The sequence below is a fragment of the Paenibacillus mesophilus genome (genome assembly GCF_005938385.1).
Lineage (GTDB): Bacteria > Bacillota > Bacilli > Paenibacillales > NBRC-103111 > Paenibacillus_AB > Paenibacillus_AB mesophilus.
This window is the reverse complement of the sequence record NZ_VCRA01000032.1, coordinates 30,582-47,501: the sequence shown is the minus strand read 5'-3', so window position 1 is coordinate 47,501 and position 16,920 is coordinate 30,582. Positions and strand designations below refer to the sequence as shown.

At 53.8% G+C, this 16,920-nt stretch carries 19 protein-coding genes; all 19 read left to right on the top strand.

What is annotated here, in order from left to right; all coding sequences use genetic code 11:
- Positions 1-357: 357 nt before the first annotated feature.
- The 19 genes from FE783_RS31995 (at position 358) to FE783_RS31905 (ending at position 16,897) form a co-directional block, all read left to right on the top strand.
- A complete protein-coding gene (locus tag FE783_RS31995) occupies positions 358-1,131 on the top strand; it encodes a class I SAM-dependent methyltransferase (protein ID WP_138883468.1) in 774 nt (257 codons plus the stop codon).
- Positions 1,132-1,201: 70 nt separating this feature from the next.
- Positions 1,202-2,293, top strand: a complete 1,092-nt coding sequence (locus FE783_RS31990; RefSeq protein WP_158302157.1) for a M24 family metallopeptidase — start codon at positions 1,202-1,204, stop codon at positions 2,291-2,293.
- Between the two features lie 126 nt (positions 2,294-2,419).
- Entirely contained in the window at positions 2,420-3,187 is a 768-nt protein-coding gene (locus tag FE783_RS31985; RefSeq protein WP_138883466.1) for a hypothetical protein, read from the top strand.
- 21 nt (positions 3,188-3,208) lie between these two features.
- Positions 3,209-3,556: a histidine triad nucleotide-binding protein gene (locus tag FE783_RS31980; protein WP_138883465.1), complete on the top strand. Its 348-nt coding sequence runs from the start codon at positions 3,209-3,211 to the stop codon at positions 3,554-3,556.
- Positions 3,557-3,674: 118 nt separating this feature from the next.
- On the top strand, positions 3,675-3,848 hold the full coding sequence (gene rpsU / locus FE783_RS31975; RefSeq protein ID WP_010491812.1) for a 30S ribosomal protein S21: 174 nt from the start codon (positions 3,675-3,677) through the stop codon (positions 3,846-3,848).
- Between the two features lie 15 nt (positions 3,849-3,863).
- A complete protein-coding gene (locus tag FE783_RS31970; protein WP_138883464.1) occupies positions 3,864-4,307 on the top strand; it encodes a GatB/YqeY domain-containing protein in 444 nt (147 codons plus the stop codon).
- 212 nt (positions 4,308-4,519) lie between these two features.
- On the top strand, positions 4,520-5,914 hold the full coding sequence (locus FE783_RS31965; RefSeq protein ID WP_138883463.1) for an NfeD family protein: 1,395 nt from the start codon (positions 4,520-4,522) through the stop codon (positions 5,912-5,914).
- Between the two features lie 51 nt (positions 5,915-5,965).
- Positions 5,966-6,961 carry a flotillin-like protein FloA gene (gene floA / locus FE783_RS31960; RefSeq protein ID WP_138883493.1) on the top strand — a complete coding sequence of 332 codons (996 nt, stop codon included), beginning with the start codon at positions 5,966-5,968 and terminating at the stop codon, positions 6,959-6,961.
- Between the two features lie 33 nt (positions 6,962-6,994).
- Complete coding sequence (locus tag FE783_RS31955; RefSeq protein ID WP_138883462.1) at positions 6,995-7,441, top strand: hypothetical protein; 447 nt, start codon at positions 6,995-6,997, stop codon at positions 7,439-7,441.
- Positions 7,442-7,455: 14 nt separating this feature from the next.
- Positions 7,456-8,616 carry a PQQ-dependent sugar dehydrogenase gene (locus tag FE783_RS31950; protein WP_138883461.1) on the top strand — a complete coding sequence of 387 codons (1,161 nt, stop codon included), beginning with the start codon at positions 7,456-7,458 and terminating at the stop codon, positions 8,614-8,616.
- Between the two features lie 121 nt (positions 8,617-8,737).
- On the top strand, positions 8,738-9,016 hold the full coding sequence (yqfC, locus tag FE783_RS31945) for a sporulation protein YqfC (RefSeq protein ID WP_138883460.1): 279 nt from the start codon (positions 8,738-8,740) through the stop codon (positions 9,014-9,016).
- Between the two features lie 63 nt (positions 9,017-9,079).
- The gene (gene yqfD, locus FE783_RS31940) at positions 9,080-10,264 is read left to right on the top strand and encodes a sporulation protein YqfD (RefSeq protein WP_138883459.1); all 1,185 of its coding nucleotides are present in this window, start codon (positions 9,080-9,082) and stop codon (positions 10,262-10,264) included.
- 64 nt (positions 10,265-10,328) lie between these two features.
- Positions 10,329-11,297, top strand: coding sequence for a PhoH family protein (locus FE783_RS31935; protein WP_138883458.1), 969 nt, complete (start codon positions 10,329-10,331; stop codon positions 11,295-11,297).
- Positions 11,298-11,331: 34 nt separating this feature from the next.
- Positions 11,332-13,575 (top strand): HD family phosphohydrolase, encoded by a 2,244-nt coding sequence (locus FE783_RS31930; RefSeq protein WP_138883457.1) that lies wholly within the window; start codon positions 11,332-11,334, stop codon positions 13,573-13,575.
- 14 nt (positions 13,576-13,589) lie between these two features.
- Positions 13,590-14,138 (top strand): rRNA maturation RNase YbeY, encoded by a 549-nt coding sequence (gene ybeY / locus FE783_RS31925; RefSeq protein WP_138883456.1) that lies wholly within the window; start codon positions 13,590-13,592, stop codon positions 14,136-14,138.
- Positions 14,135-14,836 (top strand): diacylglycerol kinase family protein, encoded by a 702-nt coding sequence (locus FE783_RS31920; protein ID WP_138883455.1) that lies wholly within the window; start codon positions 14,135-14,137, stop codon positions 14,834-14,836. Before ybeY ends, FE783_RS31920 begins: the two co-directional genes overlap by 4 nt.
- A gap of 11 nt (positions 14,837-14,847) precedes the next feature.
- Complete coding sequence (gene cdd, locus FE783_RS31915; protein ID WP_420799786.1) at positions 14,848-15,276, top strand: cytidine deaminase; 429 nt, start codon at positions 14,848-14,850, stop codon at positions 15,274-15,276.
- Between the two features lie 196 nt (positions 15,277-15,472).
- The gene (gene era, locus FE783_RS31910; protein ID WP_138883454.1) at positions 15,473-16,366 is read left to right on the top strand and encodes a GTPase Era; all 894 of its coding nucleotides are present in this window, start codon (positions 15,473-15,475) and stop codon (positions 16,364-16,366) included.
- A 387-nt stretch (positions 16,367-16,753) separates the two neighbouring features.
- Positions 16,754-16,897 (top strand): YqzL family protein, encoded by a 144-nt coding sequence (locus FE783_RS31905; RefSeq protein ID WP_138883453.1) that lies wholly within the window; start codon positions 16,754-16,756, stop codon positions 16,895-16,897.
- Positions 16,898-16,920 lie beyond the last annotated feature (23 nt).

Sequence of the window (16,920 nt, the reverse complement as noted above, 5' to 3'; positions counted from 1 at the left end):
ACGGAAGAACGCCGTCAGGTCAGAGTGTCGATTAAGTCCTACGGATTTTTCGGCACTTTATTTTTTATGTGGTGGACCTCATCTCGCAAAAGGAAAATCGATTTAAAGCGATCTGAGAGCTAAGTTCTCAAGCAAAACCCCGTGTTTTTTGTCTGATCGGCAAAACGAAGGGGTTTCTCAACAATCTGACCTGACGGAAGAACGCCGTCAGGTTTTTTTTGCCGTTTGTTTACTTGACATACGAATCCGTGATGAAATAGCCGATTTACAAGGCGACAGGGCCGATTGTATACTGGACTCAATTGAAATAATGAAACTTAGTTTCATTGAATGAAACTATAATGTGAGGTGATCATTATGCCGATCGATTTCCATGCCGAGCATAACCGTTACGCCTATACGTCCCGCAATGCCGATCGCAGCTGGACGGACATGGTGAACCGATTCACGACGGTACAAGGGGCCCGAGCCGCCGATATCGGATGCGGCGGCGGGATTTACACGAGGAAATTAGCCGAGTTGGGCGCTGCCGAAGTCGTGGGAGTGGACTACTCGGCCCAAATGCTTGAGGCCGCCCGACAATCATGCAGCGGCTTCAGCCAAGTAAGCTTCGAATGGGGTGCTGCCGGCAGCACGCCTTTGGCTGACGGCCGTTTCGATTTGGTAATCGAACGCGCGCTTATTCACCATTTATCTGATTTGCATGCTTGCTTCGTCGAAGCGGCCCGAATACTTCGTCCCGGAGGCATGCTGCTCGTCCAGGACCGTACGCCGGAAGATTGCTTGCTTCCGGGCAGTTCGGAACATATCCGCGGAACGTTTTTCGAAATGTATCCCCGGTTGGCGGCTATCGAGACGTCTCGTAGACATTCGTCGGAAGAAGTCATTCGAGCATTGGAGAATTCCGGATTCGAACGCGTTATGGAAGAGAAGCTGTGGGAAACCCGTAAAACATACGCCGACGCCGACGAGCTCGCCGATGACTTGCGGAAGCGGAAGGGCCGATCGATTCTCCACGAGCTGTCTGACGAAGAGATCGATGCCCTGGTATTACGTATTCGATCGCATCTATCGGAAGGCGCAATTGCCGAGAAAGATCGCTGGACCGTATGGACCGCCGTCAAACCGTGATGTTAGAAGCAGGCAATATGGATTACAATAGTGGATAGTGATCTATAGTCTGCGAAGGAGGATGAAGGAAATGGGCGGTAACCAGTTTGAGGAACGTATTAAGAAGCTGCGGAAGCTTCTGGAACAAACGCAATACGACGCGGTCATCGTAGCCACTGCGGCGAACCTGTTTTACTTCACGGGCGTTTGGATCGAGGCGCACGAGAGGCTTCTGACTCTTGCGATCAGGCGTACGGGAGAGCCGGTTCTCGTCGCTCCCGATCTGCACCGTGGCGAGTTGGAGTCGGTAGGCTTGCACACGGCATTCTGGCGAGACGGCGAAGATGCTTCGGCGCTGCTGTCGGATGCGCTCGGCGCTTCGGAGGCGGTAAGCGTGGATGAAGGATGGCCCAGTGGACATTTGCTTGAATTGATGAAGCACCGTCCGGAGACCCGGTGGACGGGAGGGGCTCATTTGCTCGGCAAGCTTCGCCAAGTTAAAGACGAGCACGAAATAAAGCTGATCCGGGAATCGGCCGACGCGCTGAACCGGGTGATGACTGCATTTGTCCCGCACATCCGCGAAGGACGGAGCGAGGCGGAGCTGCTGGAGGAATTGCAGCTGCTGTGGAAGCGGGAAGGGATCCGCGAGCTGTCGTTCGATCCTACCGTGGCGACGGGAGCGAACGGAGCGAATCCGCATCACACTCCCGGGGAAGCGGTCGTGCGCAAAGGCGACTTTGTCATTGTCGATACCGGCGGCAAGCTGAATCACTACTGTTCCGATATGACGCGGACATTCAGTATCGGGGAGCCCTCCGACGAGCAGCGCACCGTGTACGAGCTTGTTAAAGAGGCGCATTTGGCGGGCATTCGCGCGGTACGTCCGGGCGTCACCTTTTCGGAGATCGACAGGGCAGTTCGAAGTATCATTGAAGCCGGCGGCTATGGGGAATATTTCGTTCACCGGACGGGGCACGGGCTCGGCATCGATATCCACGAACAGCCAACCGTACAGGGCGGCAACGAGCTTGCGATCGAGCCGGGCATGGTATTCAGTATCGAACCCGGCGTCTATTTGCCCGGCAAGTTCGGTGTGCGAATCGAAGATATCGTCATCGCGACCGAGGAAGGCTGCGAGTCCGTAAACGGTTCGGTGAGCAAACAATTGACGATGCTGTAGCCCGGTACTCCGGGCTTTTCGGGAGGTCGTCGTACGGATGGAATAATGAACAATGTGCGCTGATCCGGTTTTTCTGGTATCATGATAGCAGTTGTTCAATTCACCGGGAGGGAGTCCCTACTTTTCATGGCACACATTACGTACACCGGCGTGCAAGATATAAGCGCTGTAGTCGAATTTTTCATGACATACGACGAACATTTAATAAATAATCCGGTATTCGCCGATATTGCGAATGTCGATATTCTCAATCACAGCCTGTTCAAGCTGCTGACGCAGGTAAAGCAGGAGAAAGATTTCCACGATCTGCTGAACTACAAAAACTTGCTGTACAACCAGCTCGTCCATTATTGCGATTCGATCGAGCATATCGAAGGGTTGAAGGACGACTTTCACGAAATCGTCGTTCATCGGATTTATACCGGCACGGAAATCAAAATATTGAGCTGGATTTACAAAGAAATGTACGGCGGCGAGCCGGATATGAGCAACCCGGAAGGGAACTCGCCTCAAGGGTTTCTACGATACTTGAAAATGAACTGCAAGCCCGAAGTGACCGCACACTTCATCGGACTGGCTCTGCAGCAGTATGTGAATACGCAGTATCCGGAAGAACAGTTTTACAAAAACGAGTCCGTATTCGGCGGAAGCTACAATTATTTGGTCGAGTTTGTTCTGGAGACGGAGGAAATCGAGCCTATCGTCAAAACGATCCAGGAGCAGCAGGAGGAGCTCGTTTGGCTGCGCGACCAGCTGATCGAATCCGAAGAGAAGCTGCAGAAGACTCCGGATGATGAAGAAACGCAGCAAAACCAGCAGAAGCTGATCGTCGATTTTATGACCGAACGGCTCGAGATGGAATTTTTGTCGCAGGTCGTTATCCGTCTATTTTAATAAGGAGAAGAGGGTTAGCCGATGGATTGCATTTTTTGCAAAATCGTCAAAGGGGAAATCCCATCCAAAAAAGTGTTCGAAAACGATAAGGTTTTGGCGTTTCACGACATTCAGCCGGCGGCCCCCGCTCATGTGCTGGTTATTCCGAAGAAGCATATCCCTTCGATGAAGGAAGCGGCCGAGGAAGATCGGGAGCTGCTCGGAGAGGTTCTGCTTACCGCGAAGAAAGTCGCCGAGGAGCTGGGTATCTCTGACAGCGGCTATAGACTGATCAACAACGTCGGATCCGATGGCGGTCAGGTCGTGTACCATATCCATGTGCACGTGCTCGGCGGCGAGAAGCTCGGCGGCTTGAACGTCAAAGGATAAGGGTGCGGAAGCCGGGTCGACCATGGCAGGTTGACACCCCCTTTCGGTTTCATTTATAATGTAGTTTGATAAACCGTGTTTTCGTCTTGGACGGTCTGTTCGGAGGGAGGGAAAACTAGTGTCCGAAACTCGAGTTCGCAAAAATGAAACCATTGATGCTGCACTTCGTCGCTTCAAGCGTTCCATCGCCAAAGACGGCGTCTTGGCGGAGGTCAAAAAGCGCAAACACTATGAGAAGCCTAGCGTTAAGCGCAAGAAGAAGTCGGAGGCTGCTCGGAAGAGAAAGTTCTAGGAGGATTTTGTTTTCATGAGCTTAAGCGAACGATTAAACGATGATATGAAGCAAGCGATGAAGAATCAGGACAAGTTCAAACTCTCCGTCATCCGGATGATTCGATCGGCGATTAAAAACGTTGAGATAGATCAAAAGAAGACGCTTGACGACAACGAAGTACTGGATATTCTGAATCGTGAGATCAAACAGCGCAAAGACTCCCTCCAAGAATTTGAAAAAGCGGATCGGGGCGATCTCGCCGAGACCGTCAGGAAAGAAATAGAAGTCATTGCCGTATATATGCCGCAGCAATTAACCGAGGAAGAAATTCATGCTATCGTACAGCAGACCATCCAAGAAACCGGTGCATCTTCCAAAGCGGACTTAGGCAAATTGATGAGCGCGTTGATGCCGAAGGTGAAGGGCCGCGCCGATGGCAAGCTGGTCAATCAACTCGTGCAGCAGCTTCTTTCTTGAGAATTGGACGAGCAAGTCTCGAACCGTGAACCGAATGCAAAAACAACACTCCATCCGGGGTGTTTTTTTGTGTTCTAAAATATTATATCCCTCCGGGACTTCACTTCTGGGGGAATAAGTTGAAACATTCGTTCATCCAATACGTAGAACAACATAAGTATCCATAAAGATGGCGGTGACCGGGACAAAGGGCCCGTCATAAAGGAGGAGCTATGCATAACGGTATTGCACGGCACATGCTGCGGCTGAAGCCGTTTGCGTTCGGCATGCTGGCGCTTGTGCTGGCAGGCGGCTTCATGTTGGGAATCGGCGCACAAGCCGCATCGAAGGCAACCCCGCAAACAAGCGCAGAGTCGGTATCGCCGGGTAAGCTCGTATATGTCGTTCCGGTTCACCAGACGGTCGAGAGCGGCTTATACAGCTTTCTGGAACGCGCTTTCGAGGATGCGGAGAGGGCGTCGGCGGCCGCGATCGTGCTGGACATCGATACGCTCGGGGGACGGCTGGATTCCGCGGAAATTATCGGGAAATTGATTCGCAACAGCACAGTGCCGACGACGGCGTTCGTTCATGGACGAGCCGTGTCCGCCGGGAGCTATATTGCGCTTAACGCTGGCAAAATCGTGATGGAGCCCGGCAGCACGATAGGTTCGGCCGCTGTGGTCGATAGTTCCGGCAGCGAAGTGGAGAACGCCAAGGTAGTGTCTCATTGGGCGAGCGAGATGCGGTCGGCTGCCGAACTGCGCGGCCGTAATCCCGTCATTGCGGAAGGAATGGTGGACAAGCATGCCGTCGTCGATATGCCGCAAATCGGCCGGAAGTCGGGACCTGGCGAAATCGTCTCACTGACTGCGGAAGAAGCGGTTAAAGTCGGCTATGCCGAAAAAATCGCCTCTACCTTGGATGAGACTATCGAGTATATCGGATTGAAGGGCGCTACGATCATTCATTTCGAGCCGACCTTTGCCGAGAAGCTGGCGCGGTTTCTCGTCGATCCGGTCATTATGACTATATTGTTGATCGTCGGCATTGCTGGAGTCGCGATCGAGCTTCTCGTACCGGGGTTCGGGCTTCCGGGCATATTGGGTGTACTAGGATTCGCCTTATATTTTTTCGGACATTATGTAGCCGGTTTCGCCGGAGTCGAGGACGTTGTGCTGTTCGTAGTCGGAATCGTACTGCTTGGCGTCGAAATATTCGTCCCGAGCTTCGGAATATTGGGTATACTTGGAATTATTGCGATCATCGGCGGGGTAGTCATGGCTGCCTTCGATACCGGGAACGCCGTAATATCGCTTGGTATTGCGTTCTCGCTGGCCGCAATAGTCGTTGTCATCGTCGCCAAAGTGTTCAAACGGTATGGCGTTTGGAACAAGTTCATATTGAGAGACGAACTGAATACCGAGAGCGGGTACGTGTCCCATAGCTCAAAAGACCATTTGTTCGGAGCGGTCGGAACTTCGGTCACGCCGCTGCGGCCCGCCGGTACGGCGGAGTTTTGGGATGAGCAGGTAGACGTCATGACGGATGGTGAGTTCATCGACGCGGGCCGTACGGTTAAAGTTGTGAAGGTGGAAGGAAACCGGGTTATCGTCAAACAAATGTAAAGAGCTGCAGGCAGGATGTGCGGCTAAAGTCAAAGGAGGGCAAGTCCCATGATGGATTCATCGATTATTTTCGTACTGCTGATCGCGGCGCTCGCGATTATCGTACTGTCCGTGTTTTTCAGCTTCGTACCGGTCATGCTGTGGATTTCCGCGCTTGCTTCGGGCGTCCGTGTCGGCATTTTCACCCTCGTCGCGATGCGGCTGAGAAGGGTCATCCCGAGCCGGATCGTCAATCCGCTGATCAAGGCGCATAAAGCCGGCTTGCCGATATCTGTCAACCAGCTGGAAAGTCATTACCTCGCGGGGGGAAATGTGGACCGCGTCGTCAACGCTCTGATCGCCGCCCAGAGAGCTCAAATCCCGCTGTCGTTCGAACGGGCGGCCGCCATCGATTTGGCAGGCAGAGACGTGCTGCAGGCCGTGCAGATGAGCGTAAATCCGAAGGTGATCGAGACGCCGATGGTATCGGCGGTGGCGAAAGACGGTATCGAAGTCAAAGTACGCGCACGGGTTACGGTACGCGCGGACATCGACCGTTTGGTTGGGGGGGCCGGCGAGGAGACGGTTATTGCACGGATTGGGGAAGGGATCGTTACGTCCGTCGGCTCTAGCGACACCCACAAGCAAGTTTTGGAAAACCCCGATATGATTTCCCGCACCGTGCTCGGCAAAGGGCTCGATGCCGGCACCGCGTTTCAGATTTTATCGATCGATATAGCCGACGTCGATATCGGCAAAAACATCGGGGCTCACCTGCAGACCGAGCAGGCGGAAGCGGACAAGCGGATTGCCCAGGCGAAAGCCGAGGAACGCCGGGCGATGGCCGTGGCGCAGGAACAGGAAATGAAAGCTCGGGTCGTCGAGATGCGGGCGAGGGTCGTCGAATCCGAGTCGCAGGTGCCGCTTGCGATGTCAGAAGCGCTTCGCGAAGGCAAACTCGGGGTAATGGATTATATGAATATGCGCAACATCGATGCGGACACGCAGATGCGCTCTTCTTTCGGGAAGATGGGTCAGCCGGATAAAAACGACAAGGACTCCGTTTGATCAAGCGAGTGAATGGCATCGGGAGGGATTCGCATGAATGAAATCATCGACTTTTTGATGCGTAACCTGGGACTGCTTATCGTTGTCGGAGGTTTCGTTCTGACGTTGTTGGCGAAAGTCCGCAATGCCAAAGGCGGCTCAGGGAATCCGCAAAGAGGGAAGCCGAATCCGATGATGCCGCCTTTCGGAGGAGGAAGCCGGCTCGAACCGAAGCCGCGGCCTCAAGATTCTTCGCGGGGCGGAGAAGAGAGGGCGGGCGTACGTCAGGCGGTAGATTACGGACGACGGGAAGAGACTTCTTCCGTTCAGGAGGTCCGGTCTACCTATTCCGCTGGCGGGGCGCCTGCTCAGGAAGCTGCGGAAGAGCGGGATAATCGGGATATGGAGTTTACGGAACAAGACGCGCTTCGCGGTATAATGTGGGCCGAAATAATGGGGGCGCCCCGATCCAAAAAGCCTTATAGGCCAAGGAACCGTTAGAAAGGAAACTGCGCATGAAACGTTACGGAACGATTGCGGGGGGCATCGCGCTGGCTGCGATGCTCTTCGCCTTGACAGCCTGCGAACGGAGAGAAGCCGCTCCGAGCAATCCGGTTCGTTCGGAAGCGGCGACCTCCATCCCATACGGAGAAGCCGAAGTGGTGGCGGAAAAGCTGAATGTGCCGTGGGACATCGCTTTTGTTCCGGACGGTCGAATCCTTTTTACGGAACGGCCCGGATCGATCCGGATTATCGAGGCGGGCAAGCTGCTCGCCGAGCCGCTGTTCGCCTTCACCGACGCACCGGTCGTGAGCCGCGGGGAGAGCGGTTTGCTCGGACTTGCACTCGACCCGGCTTTCGCCAAAAACAACTATTTATATACGTATCATACATACGAGTCTAATGGTGTGATGAAAAATCGCGTGCTCCGCCTCGTTGTCGACGGCAACAAAGCAAAGCTCGACCGCGTGCTGATTGCCGACCTGCCGGGTCAACAAACCCACGATGGCGGCCGAATACGGTTCGGTCCCGACGGGATGCTGTACGTGACGGTCGGCGACGCCCAAGTGCGGGAGCAATCGCAAAGTCCGAACAGTTTGGCCGGGAAAATATTGCGCATCCGTCCGGACGGGACGATTCCGACCGATAATCCCGATCCCAAATCGCCGGTATGGAGCTTGGGCCACCGCAATCCGCAAGGACTCGCCTGGCAGCCCGGAACGGGCAAGCTGTTCAGCTCCGAGCACGGACAGTCGGCCAAGGATGAGATCAACATCATCGAGAAAGGAGCCAACTACGGCTGGCCCTTGATCGAGGGCGACCAGACCGAGCCGAAGCAGGCCGTTCCGTCCGGTACCGTTATGCGCAAGCCTCTGGTTCATTCCGAAGCTGCGACCTGGGCACCTTCGGGGATGACCTTCATAACCCGTGGGCCTTGGAACGGGCAGCTGCTGGTAGCCAACCTGCGCGGTACCCAGGTTTTGAAGCTTACGCTCTCTGGTCAGCAGGAGACGAAGGTTGAGAATCTGGAAACGCTATGGAAAAATCAATACGGCCGAATCCGCAACGTGACCGAAGGTCCGGACGGCTCTCTGTACCTACTTACGAACAACCGGGACGGCCGCGGCGATCCGAAGCCGAACGACGACGTGATTTTGCGGTTGAAGCCGAAGTGAATATTTCGCCTTAAGTTGACCCGCCTTGGCTCATAATGAGTCCGAGGCGGGTCTTTTTTGCCCCTCTCCCGCATATGGTGGTAAAAGCTACGGTTATTTACGCAAGGAGGAAAAGCGGAACATGCGGCAATGGAACCGGCGCTTGAGCAAATTAACGGCGAAACTGCTCGATCTCCCTCAGGACGTCGTGCTCGATCTTCCCCGCTTCACGATGATCGGCAACCGCCAGCTATACATCGAAAACCATCGCGGCGTGCTCCACTTTTCGAGCGATACGCTGAAGCTCGGATTATCCCAAGGGAAGCTGGAAATTCACGGCAAGGAGCTGGTCATTCGCGCCATCCTGCCGGAAGAAGTGTTTATCGAAGGCGTTATTTCGGATATCCGTTACTCGGACTGACAGCGATAAGGACGAGGTCTCGAATACGTTCAAACTTAGTGCACTAAAAAAGGAGGCTCCAACGTGAAAACGACGATATTCAACCGGCTGCGAGGCTTCGTGCGCATCGAACTGCGCGGCCGAAATATGGAAAAGCTGTTGAACGCGCTGATCGCAGGCCGATTTGTCGTCTGGGACATCCGGAGAATCGGCGAAGACGCGGTGGAGCTCCATATCATTATCGGCGATTTTTTCAAGCTTCGCCCGCTGCTTAGAAAGTCGGGGGTCAAGCTCCGCATCAAGGGACGGTATGGCTTCCCTTTTGTGTTGGACAGGCTCGGCCGGCGTAAAATGTTCATCGTCGGCATCATTTCTTTTTTCGCCGCGATCTATATCCTTTCGATGCTCGTATGGCGGATCGACGTGGAGGGCAACGAGAAGATCGCCCGCAGCGATATATTGCAAGCGGCCAAGGAACAGGGCATATACCGGTTTCAGTGGAAATTCCGTCTTTCCGATGCGGACATGCTGTCCCGCGAATTGCAGAACAAGCTGCCGGGATCGGCTTGGATCGGCGTGAATGTTCAAGGGACGCGCATCCAGATCAAAATCGTGGAGTCGGCCCGTCCCGATGAACGGCAGCTGATGAACCCGCGGCATCTCGTAGCGGCCAAAAACGCGCTGGTAACGCAAATATTGGCGGAAAAAGGCAAGCCGCTCGTAAAGCCGAATACGAACGTAAACAAAGGAGATATTCTTATATCGGGCTACATCGGCGACGCGGCAAACTCGCAAACGGTAGTTGCCCAAGGCAAAGTGCGCGGCATCGTATGGGAAGAAGCGACTGTGGAAATTCCGCTCGTACTGAGGCAAAAAGTATATACGGGCGATACGAAATCGCGCTCGTACCTCGTGATCGGAAGCCGGGGACTTCAAGTAACCGGATACGGGGAAACGCCGTTTGCCCAGTACGAGACCGTCTCCAACCTGAAGACGGTTCATTGGCGGAAATGGTCGCTCCCGATCGGATGGCTGGACGAGAAGCTGCTGGAGTCGCGCATGGAAGAAATTCCGCTCGATCCCGAGGAAGCGAAGAAGATCGCTCTGGAGCAGGCGAGAGCGGAGGTGGTCGCGGCCGCCGGACCCGACGCCGTTTGGCGCGGGGAAAAGATTATTTTGCATGAAAAGTCGGACAATGGTAAAGTTTATATGAAAGTGCTTTTTGAAATCGAGCAGCCGATCGCCGTAGAGCAGCCGATCATCCCGTAAACCGGACGCTCCATGCGAGGCGAATGAAGCAATCGACTAAGACGACAAAGGGACTGAGGCTTTTTTGAACTATGCGAACCAGTTGAAGATCAGTTTGAACAACGTAGCGGAAGGACTGGCGCTATTCGGACCGCAAGATAAATTTTTGCAATTGATCGAGAATGCGACGGAAGCGAAAATCAATACGAGAGAAGCGGAGCTTTCCATTCAAGGTCCGCCGTCGGAGCTCAAGTGGCTGGAACAGCTGTTCGAAGTGCTGCTTCAGCTCGTCCGCAACCAGTATGCGCTGACGGAGCGGGACATTCTTTACGCCATGGAGCTGGCGAAAGAATTGAAGGCCGACCAGCTGCTCGACCTGTTCAAGGGTGAAATCGCCTCGACGCATCGCGGCAAGCCGATCCGGGTCAAGACGATCGGACAGCGCCACTACGTTTCCACCATCCGCAAAAAAGATATCGTGCTCGGCATCGGTCCCGCAGGCACGGGGAAAACGTATCTAGCCGTCGTCCTCGCGGTCGTCGCCTTGAAGGAAGGCAAGGTGAAGCGGATCGTGCTGACGCGTCCCGCCGTGGAAGCGGGGGAAAGCCTCGGCTTTTTGCCGGGCGACCTTCAGGAAAAAGTTGACCCTTATTTGCGTCCGTTGTATGATGCACTTAATGATGTGCTGGGACCCGAGCAGGTGGCCAAATCGCTCGAGCGCGGGCTGATCGAAATCGCGCCGCTCGCTTACATGCGCGGCCGTACGCTGGACGATTCGTTCATCATACTCGATGAAGCTCAGAATACGACCCCGGAGCAGATGAAAATGTTTTTGACCCGACTCGGCTTCGGCTCGAAGATGGTCATTACCGGGGACAAAACGCAAATCGACCTTCCGCGCGGCACCCGTTCCGGGCTTGTCGAGGCGGAACGCATATTGCAGCCGATCCCGGAGATCGGCATCGTTCATTTCGCGGAGCAGGACGTCGTGCGCCATTCGCTCGTCCAAAAAATTATTGTCGCCTATCAACAAGATAACGAAAACAAGGGCTGATCGACTTTCGTCCGGATGAAAGCGAGGACTGTTCGTGGACCAAAACCAGCGGATATCCATCGACGGAAAACATTCGTACCGGCTGGCCGGCTGGAAAACAAGCCTCGGGATCCGTCTGCTGCTGTTCGCATTGCTGGGACTTCTTTTTTACGCCGCGTTGGCCGGCAGACTCATCCCCCAAACGTACGATATCGAAGTCGGTGCGGTGAGCGAGAAGACGATATACGCCACAAAGCAGATCGAGAATGCGATCGAAACGCAAAAAGCGAAGGAAGAAGCGGCTAGGCGGGTACAGCCCGTCTATTCCATTTTGCCGATGAAAAACGAAAATCTGATCCAAACGATTTTCGAGAAAATAAGGCAAATCAACGCGGACGAGCAGCTTAGAGAGAGCGATAAAGTAAATGTATTCCGGAACGTATTTCCGACGATGTACGGCGATTACGCAGGGCAGATTTACGCATCGGTCAGAGCGAGCGATCCGGCGAACGACGCGCTTCTGAACGAGGTCAAAACCGCATTGACGGAACAGCAGTACCGTATCCCGGAAGAAATGTATTTCAGATTTCCGAAGCAGACCAAAGAAGATCTGGATGCGATGGAGCCTGTAGCCATCGATGTCGTGGGTCGGCTGATGAACGATCAGCTGCTGAACGCGCAATCGGCGCGGACAAGGGTTGCCGAGCTCGTCAATACTTCTCCCCTTACCAAGAATACGTCGCGCGAAATGGTCCAGGAGCTGGCCAGATTCGTCATTACCCCGAACAAATTCCCGAATCAGAAGGCGACGGACCAGGAACGGGCGGAAGCGCGGGAGAACACGAAGCCGGTTTATATTAACAAGGGCGACATTCTCGTGCACAAGGGCGAGCTCGTAACCGAGGAAACGTACGAACGGCTGAAGACGATGGATTTGCTGAAGGAAAAAGTAAATTATTGGCCGCAGCTCGGTCTCGTGCTGCTAAGCGGATTGTTCGTGCTCGGGCTGTTCATGTTCGTGCGTCACGGCGAGCATCCGATTCGCGCCAATAACGTCCAACTGCTTATGCTCGTCCTCATTTATGTATTGAATATTGCGGCAATGAAAATTGTGGCGCTGGGACAAAACATGGATTACGTCAATATCGGCTACCTCGCCCCCGTTGCGATGGGTACGATGCTGATTGCGATATTGATCGGAATGCCGATTGCGTTCGCATCGTCGACGCTGTTCGCCCTCGTTTCCAGCATTATTTATAATATCAAGGACGAAGTGCTGTTCGATTTCCGCTACGGGCTGCTTGCGTTAGTTGTGTGCATTACTTCCGTGTTCGCCATTCAGCGCGCGAATCAGAGAGCGTCGATTTTACGGTCGGGCATTATGGTTTCGTTGTCGGGAGCGGTTGCAATTTTGGCGATTACGTTTCTGGATAACGTGTATACCCGTACCGAAATTATGATGTCGTTCGGCTTTGCCGTAGCTTCGGGGCTGCTTACGGCCGTTCTGGTGATCGGGCTTATGCCGTTTTTTGAAGTCTCATTCGGCATTTTGTCCCCGCTCAAGCTGGTGGAACTGTCGAACCCGAACCATCCTTTGCTGCGCAAATTGCTGACGGAAACGCCGGGTACGTATCATCATAGCGTGATGGTCGGCAACTTGTCGGAAGCCGCCGCTGAATCGGTCGGCGCGAACGGCCTGTTATGCCGGGTAGGGTCGTATTATCATGATATCGGCAAGACGAAGCGGCCGAGCTATTTTATCGAGAACCAAATGAGCATGGGCAATCCTCATGATCAGATCGAACCGGATTTGAGCAAATCGATTATCGTAGCCCACGCCCGGGACGGCGTCGAGATGCTGAAGGAACATAACATGCCCAAGCCGATCCGCGACATTGCGGAGCAGCATCACGGCACGACGCTGCTGAAGTTTTTTTACTTCAAAGCAAAGAAACTGCAGCCGGAAGGGGCCGATCCGATTCCGGAGGAAGATTACCGCTATCCGGGGCCCAAGGCTCAATCCAAGGAAGCGGCTATCGTCGGCATAGCCGACGGAGTCGAGGCGGCCGTTCGTTCTTTGCGCAATCCGTCGATCGAACAAATCGACACGATGGTGCGTAAAATTATTAAGGACCGGCTCGACGACGGACAGTTCAACGAATGCGATTTGACGCTCCGGGAGCTGGATACGATTGCCAAAACATTAAACGAAACGCTGCTCGGCATCTTTCATTCCCGCATCGAGTATCCTGCCGATACGGCGCCGAAAAACGACGGCAAAGAAGTAAAACAAGCGTAAGGAGACGGTGACGGATGACGTTGAGTTTGGAATGGAACGATGAACAGGATGCTCTCGAAATCGGGGAACCGTTGATTGCGATGCTGGATACATTGCTTAAGCTGGCCGCCGAGGCAGAAGGAATCGAATCCGGGGACGTCGTGATCAGCTTTGTGGGTGACGAAGCGATTCGCGTGCTGAACCGCGATTATCGGAATATCGACAAAGCGACGGACGTCTTGTCCTTCTCCATGCTGGAGAGCGTGGAAGGCGAGCCGGAGATCTTATACGAGGACGACGAAGAGCTGGATGAAGACTTGGATGACGACGGACAAGATGCGGGAGATACGGATGAGGAATACGGCGAAGAGTACCCCGAGCCGCTCGGCGACATCGTCATCTCCGTAGAGCGCGCGATCGAGCAGGCCCAAGAATACGGTCATTCCGTGGAACGAGAAATCGGATTTTTGTTCGTCCATGGGTTTCTCCACTTGATCGGATACGACCACGGGGATGAGGAATCGGAGCGGATCATGTTCGAGAAGCAGGAAGCGGTGCTGCAGAAGGCGGGACTGCGGCGGTGAGAGACGTCAAGAAGTTTCGGAGGAGTTTCCGATACGCCTATGAAGGGCTGAAGTACTCCTTATCGACACAGCAAAACATGCAGTTTCACTTTTCGGTGGCGCTGCTTGCGCTCATGATGGCGATTTTGTTCAAGCTGCCGAAGTCGGAAATTTTGTTTATCCTATTGGCGGTCACGCTTGTTATCGTCTGCGAGCTGATCAATACCGCAGTGGAAAAAGCGGTCGATCTGGCGATGCCCGACCGGCACCCGCTGGCTAAAATCGCCAAAGACGTAGCAGCGGCCGCCGTTCTAGTATCGGCGGTTTTTGCCGCTATAGTCGGGATGGTCGTTTTCTACGAGCCGATCGACCGGCTTATCCGACAAGCCGGGACAGGCGAAAGCGTATTGACGCCGGGACTCATTTGGACTTTGGTGGCATTGGTGGCGATGATCGTCATCGTGGCTCAGACGCGTTTCTCCGAGAAACGCCTACCGATCAGGCCGAGCTTGTTGACCGCAGTATCCTTTGCCATATCGACCTGGATCGCCCTCTTGACCGCCAATTCGCTAATCGCCCTGCTCGGTTACAGCTTATCGATTCAATTGACGTTCGTCCTGTACGATAAGCGGAGCAGGCAGCTCCCCGCATTAGCGGCGGGTGCGGTTATCGGCTCGGTGATGACGGCGTTGGCCTTTTATTTGATTTTAGTTATTTAGGCGGGGGCGGAATGATGAGCAACAAGGACCGGATCGATGCAGCAGAGCTTGTCCGTCATGCGAAAGCCGCCAGAGAGCGCGCTTATGCTCCGTATTCCCGCTTTCGCGTAGGCAGTGCGCTGCTGGATGAGCAGGGGAATATCCATTACGGCTGCAACGTGGAGAACGCGGCCTACGGACCGACGAACTGCGCCGAACGGACGGCGCTGTTTCGCGCCATTGCCGACGGGCACAAGAAAGGCAGCTTTGCAGCGATTGCCGTCGTCGGCGATACGGACGGCCCGGTCTCTCCTTGCGGCGTATGCCGGCAGGTGATGGCCGAGCTATGCGCTCCGGATATGCCCGTATATATGGCCAATCTGAAGGGTGACTTAGTCGAAACGACCGTTTCGAAGCTGCTCCCGGGCGCATTCGGTCCCGGGGATTTGGCGTCGAGCTGAGCGGTTTTGGCTATAATACAGATGGAGACAACTTGGAATACGCTTCATAGCAAAGGGGGCTCCCCCAAAAGTAATTGGAATAAGCTACGAAGGTCAACTACAATTTTGGGGGAATAATGAGGGGGTCCCCAAAAAGTACTTGGAATACGCTGCGGAGGCCGGCTCCACTTTTTGGGGTAAAATAGGGGAGGATTCAATGAGTAAACATAAATCGGGGTTTGTCGCGATTATCGGACGGCCGAATGTCGGCAAATCGACCTTGCTGAACCAAGTGATCGGCCAAAAAATCGCGATCATGTCGGACAAGCCTCAAACTACGCGCAATAAAATTCAAGGGGTTTATACGAAAGAAGACTTGCAAATCGTCTTTCTCGACACGCCGGGCATCCACAAGCCGAAGTCAAAGCTCGGGAGCTACATGATGAAGGTGGCCGAGAATACGTTCCGGGAAGTCGATGCGATTTTGTTTCTCGTCGATGTAGCCGAAGGTATCGGCGGCGGCGACCGCTTTATTATCGAGCAGTTGAAAAACGTGAAAACGCCCGTGCTGCTCGTCCTGAACAAAATCGATCAGGTTCATCCGGAAGCGCTGCTGCCGGTTATCGTCGCCTACAAGGATCTGTACGAGTTCGCCGAAATCGTTCCGATCTCCGCGCTGCAAGGCAATAACGTAAACACGCTGCTCGAGCAGATCGGCAAATATTTGCCGGAAGGTCCGCAATATTATCCGGCCGACCAAGTGACGGATTACCCGGAGCAGTTTATTTGCGCGGAGCTGATCCGCGAGAAAATATTGCATTTGACCCGTGAGGAAATACCGCACTCCATTGCCGTCGCGATCGAGAGCATGAAGGTGGAGGACAACGGGCTGGTCAGCATCGGCGCCGTCATTTTCGTCGAGCGCGATTCCCAGAAAGGCATCATTATCGGGAAGCAGGGTGCGATGCTGAAGGAAGTCGGCAAGCAGGCGCGCCGTGACATCGAGACGCTGCTCGGCTCGAAAATTTTTCTGGAGCTATGGGTGAAAGTGAACAAAGATTGGCGGAACCGCGAGCACGTGCTTAAAGATTTGGGCTTCCGTCTCGACTGACGTTCTATATAAGTTGAACTAAAGCTGCCGTGAGAAAGCTAAGTGCAATGGAGAAAGGGAATTACCTTGTAAGCGAGTTTTGGCTTTGAGAGCTTTCTTCAGAAAGCTTGCTTCGTAAGCCTGGAGTTTCTACAATCCGAAGGCCAATCCAATAAAGGAAACTCAAAACAACCTGTCTGAAGCTGCAAGTGTGATTTTACGAAGATACGTAAATTCACACTAGGTAATCCCTTGCGGAATGGAACGACAGCCATTCAATAGTTCAACTTATATAGCTATCGGTTTCGGGGTTAGTTTGTGGGGATTTTTACAATGGATACTCCGTGTTCCGTTCGCTCATCCTATGAAGTATCGAACAGATATTTCCTCATTGAAAGGATGAACCGCATGCGCGACTTTTCGTGGAAGTATTTTACGATGACGGGTGATGTGGAATCGTACTTGCTTTTTAAAGAAATCGATCATCAAGCGAATACGGAGCCGGAGGAGGAAGAAGATCTGATTCCGGACGAAACGGATTTATTGAACTAGCCTGCGGGTAATAAGCTTCAGAC